Annotated in this window: 4 protein-coding genes; 3 read left to right on the top strand and 1 reads right to left on the bottom strand. The window is 76.1% G+C overall.

Annotation, left to right across the window (positions count from 1 at the left end):
• Positions 1–264 precede the first annotated feature (264 nt).
• The gene (locus ABEB16_RS09225; protein ID WP_345711963.1) at positions 265–831 is read left to right on the top strand and encodes a manganese efflux pump MntP; all 567 of its coding nucleotides are present in this window, start codon (positions 265–267) and stop codon (positions 829–831) included.
• A 44-nt stretch (positions 832–875) separates the two neighbouring features.
• Here ABEB16_RS09225 and ABEB16_RS09220 read toward each other — a convergent pair whose 3' ends face one another.
• Positions 876–1,655, bottom strand: coding sequence for a carbonic anhydrase (locus ABEB16_RS09220; RefSeq protein ID WP_345711962.1), 780 nt, complete (start codon positions 1,653–1,655; stop codon positions 876–878).
• 140 nt (positions 1,656–1,795) lie between these two features.
• Here ABEB16_RS09220 and ABEB16_RS09215 point away from each other — a divergent pair, with 140 nt between their 5' ends.
• Positions 1,796–3,019 (top strand): GNAT family N-acetyltransferase, encoded by a 1,224-nt coding sequence (locus ABEB16_RS09215; protein WP_345711961.1) that lies wholly within the window; start codon positions 1,796–1,798, stop codon positions 3,017–3,019.
• Between the two features lie 90 nt (positions 3,020–3,109).
• A complete protein-coding gene (locus tag ABEB16_RS09210; RefSeq protein ID WP_345711960.1) occupies positions 3,110–3,544 on the top strand; it encodes a VOC family protein in 435 nt (144 codons plus the stop codon).
• Positions 3,545–3,621: the final 77 nt, after the last annotated feature.

Below are 3,621 nucleotides of genomic sequence, written 5' to 3'. Positions count from 1 at the left end.
AGACCGTCGGCACGGACACCCCCGCCGCGCGCGCGATCTCGGTGATCGTCACGGCGCGGCCGCGGGTCTCGGACATGGGCACCTCCCGCGGGTCAGCGTACGGCGGCGCGGGAGGCGCCCGGCGGTGGTCGGCGGTGGTCGGCGGTGGTCGGGGTGGTCGGTCGGCCCGCGGGCGCGACCGGGCGGCGCGGGACGTGTGGCACGCTGGCAGCGGCGAGGGGGCCCGTTCCCGCCCCCCACCCGACCGGAAGGCCCGCACCGCCCGTGTCCACCTGGACGTTGCTGCTCATCGCCCTCGGCGTCTCCGCCGACGCCTTCGCCGTCGCCCTCGGTCGCGGCCTGCACATCCGCCGGCTCAGCGTCCGCGACGCCGCGGCCATCACCGTCTCGTTCGGCCTGTTCCAGGCCCTCATGCCGGTGCTGGGCTGGCTGGTGGGGGTGCGGCTGCAGGACCACATCGCCGAGGTCGACCACTGGGTCGCGTTCGGCCTGCTGGCCCTCATCGGCGGCAAGATGCTCCACGAGGCCCTGTCCGCCGGCGAGGACGACGAGGAGGACGAGGACCACATCGGGCTGCGCGAGCTGCTCGTGCTGTCGGTGGCCACCAGCGTCGACGCCCTGGCCGTCGGGGTCGGTTTCGCGTTCCTGGACGTCGCCATCGCCCCGGCCGCCGTCACGATCGGGGTCGTCACGGCGGCCGTCTCGCTGGCCGGGGTGCTCATCGGCCACCGCGCCGGGGCCCGGTTCCGCGGGCCCGCGGAGATCGTCGGCGGCCTGGTCCTCATCCTCATCGGCGTGCGGATCCTGCTGGACCACCTCGGCGTGTGGTGACCGGCCCCGGGCCCGGTCACCACACGCCGCGCACCCGGGGCCGGTCAGAGGAACGCGACCGCCCCGTCGTCCAGGCCGTAGGTCGCGCCGGTGATGCGCAGGTGCCCCGCCTCGACGGCTCCCGCCAGCAGCGGGTCCGCGGCCAGGGCCGCGACGCCGTCGCCCACGTTCAGGCGCACCGCCTCCGCCAGCCGGTGTGCCTCGTCCGTGCCGGCGAGCGCCCGCTCCGCGGCCGGGCGGATCGCGTCGACGAGGGAGTCGATCGCGGTGCCCGAGGGCCCGGAACCCTTCTCCACCGCCTCCAGCGTGGCGCTCACCGCACCGCACCTCTCGTGCCCGAGCACCACCAGCAGCGGGGCGTGCAGGTGCTCGACGCCGTACTGGATGCTGCCGAGGACGGGCGGCGCGAGGACCTGGCCGGCGGTGCGCACCACGAACAGGTCCCCGAGGCCCTGGTCGAACACCAGCTCCGGCGGCACGCGGGAGTCCGCGCAGGACAGCACGATCGCGAACGGGTGCTGGCCCCGTGCGACCTGCCGGCGGCGCGCCGGGGTGCTGTCGGGGTGCTGCGCGCGGGCCGCGGCGAACCGGGCGTTGCCCTGCCGCAGCAGCTCCAGCGCCTCGTCCGGGTCGGTGATCTCCTCCGGGCGCTGCTGCGCCGCACCTGGCACCACCGGGGCGTCGTCCGTGCCGCACGCGGTCAGCAGCGCGCCCCCGCCCAGCGCGGTGGCCCAGCCGAGCAGGCCGCGCCTGGTGGTGCCCGTCCCCTCCCCGGCCCCCGCCGTGCGGGTGCGCGCGGGCAGCGTGGATCCTTCGAACGTCATCGGTTTCCCCCCCGGTGGTGCCGCGCGGCCCCCGCCGCGCGGTGTGCACGGTCCCCCCGGAACGTGCGCCCGGAACGCTACGCCCGGTCGCGCGCGCTGCCCAGGGGGTTTTCCGCCGCCCGCGGCGCTACCGTCGGGCGGTGCCCGACGCCGCTGACCTGCTGGACGCCTACGACGCCCTGTGCCGCACCACCGAGGTGGACGGGTTCCCCCCGGGCACGCTCATCGAGGTGGACGACCCGCTGGTCCGCGTCCACGACCGCCGTCGCGGTTTCCTGTGCACCCCGCCGGACCTGCGGCTGGACGGCCCGGCGGTCGACGCGCTCATCGAGCGCCAGCGCGACGTCTTCGCCGCCCGCGGCACGGCGGTGGAGTGGAAGCACCGCTCCCACGACCTGCCCGCCGACCTGCCCGAGCGCCTGCTGCGCGCCGGGTTCGTCGCCGAGGAACCCGAGACGGTGCTCGTCGCCGAGGTGGCCGACGTGCTCGGGCTGGACGCGCAGCCCCCCGCGGGCGTGGTGCTGCGGCAGGTGTGCGAGGAGGCCGACCTGGTGCGCGTCGCGGCCCTGGAATCCCTCGTGTGGGGCGAGGACCGCGGCTGGCTCGTCGCGGACCTGCGCGCGGCCTGCACCGCGGCGGTCCCACCGGCGGCGGTGTTCACCGCGGAGGCGGACGGTGAGGTGGTCGCGGCGGCCTGGCTGGTGGAACAACCCGGCTCCGGTTTCGCGGGCCTGTGGGGCGGTTCGACCCACCCCGCGTGGCGGGGCCGGGGCGTCTACCGGTCCCTGGTGGCGGCGCGCGCCCGCCTCGCCGCGCAGCGGGGGGTGCGCTGGTTGCAGGTCGACGCGTCCGCGGACAGCAGGCCCGTCCTGGAGCGGCTCGGTTTCACCGCCGTCACGACGGTCACGGCCTACGTCTGGACGCCGCAGGCCTCCCCGGGGGCCACCGCCGCCGGCGACGAGGCCGCCGGCACCGACGAGGTCGCGGGCACCGACCCCGCGCTGCTGCCGGTCCTGGCGGAACTGCGGGAGCGCGAGCCGCTGTTCCACCGGCCCGCACCGGGCGCGGGCGCGGACGACCTGGAGCGGCAGGTCGACCCGGGGTTCTGGGAGGTCGGTGCGTCGGGCCGGTGCTACTCCCGGGGCCACGTGCTGGAGGTGCTGCGCCGCCGCGCCGAGGACGGCGACGACGGCGGCCCCTGGGAGACGTCCGGGTTCGCCTGCCGGGAACTGGGCCCGGGCACGTACCTGCTCACCTACCTGCTGCGCCAGGGCGGGCGGTTCACCCGGAGGGCGACGATCTGGCGGCGGACCCCCGCGGGCTGGCAGGTGCTGTACCACCAGGGCACCCCCGTCGCGGGCTGAAACCCCCGGTCCTGCGGGTCTTGACGGACCACTTGCTTTTTGCAAGCGTGAACACCGCCCACGCACCGGGACCGCGAGAGGGAGAACACGATGACCGCGATGTTCGTCAACCTGCCGGTGACCGACCTGGAGCGCGCGAAGGCGTTCTACACGGCGCTCGGGTTCACCATCAACCCGCTGTTCACGGACCACAACGCCGCTTGCGTCGTCGTCGAGGACGGCCACAGCTACTTCATGATCCTGACGCGCGAGTTCTTCCAGACCTTCACCGACCTGCCGATCGGCGACCCGGCCGTGAACCCGTCGGTGGCGACCGCGATCTTCCTCGACAGCCGCGACGACGTCGACGCGGCCGTCGCCGCCGGCACCGCCGCGGGCGGCTCGGAGCCGCGCCCCGCCGCCGACCACGGCTTCATGTACCAGCGCCAGCTCACCGACCCCGACGGCAACGTCCTGGAGTTCGGCTGGATGGACCCGGCCGCCGCCGAGCAGGGCCCCCAGGCCCTCGCGGAGCAGCAGGCCTGAGGGCGGTGGCCGCACGCGGGTACGGGCAGTACGACGGCGTCACGCGCGCCCTGGAGATCGTGGGCGAGCGCTGGGCC

It is taken from the genome of Kineococcus glutinatus (genome assembly GCF_039542765.1).
GTDB lineage: Bacteria > Actinomycetota > Actinomycetes > Actinomycetales > Kineococcaceae > Kineococcus_A > Kineococcus_A glutinatus.
This window is presented reverse-complemented; position numbering and strand designations above follow the sequence as displayed.

Coding starts and splice junctions, on each gene's coding strand:
- ABEB16_RS09220 (WP_345711962.1), bottom strand. CDS start 1,655: ATGACGTTCGAAGGATCCACGCTGCCCGCGCGCACCCGCACGGCGGGG.
- ABEB16_RS09210 (WP_345711960.1), top strand. CDS start 3,110: ATGACCGCGATGTTCGTCAACCTGCCGGTGACCGACCTGGAGCGCGCG.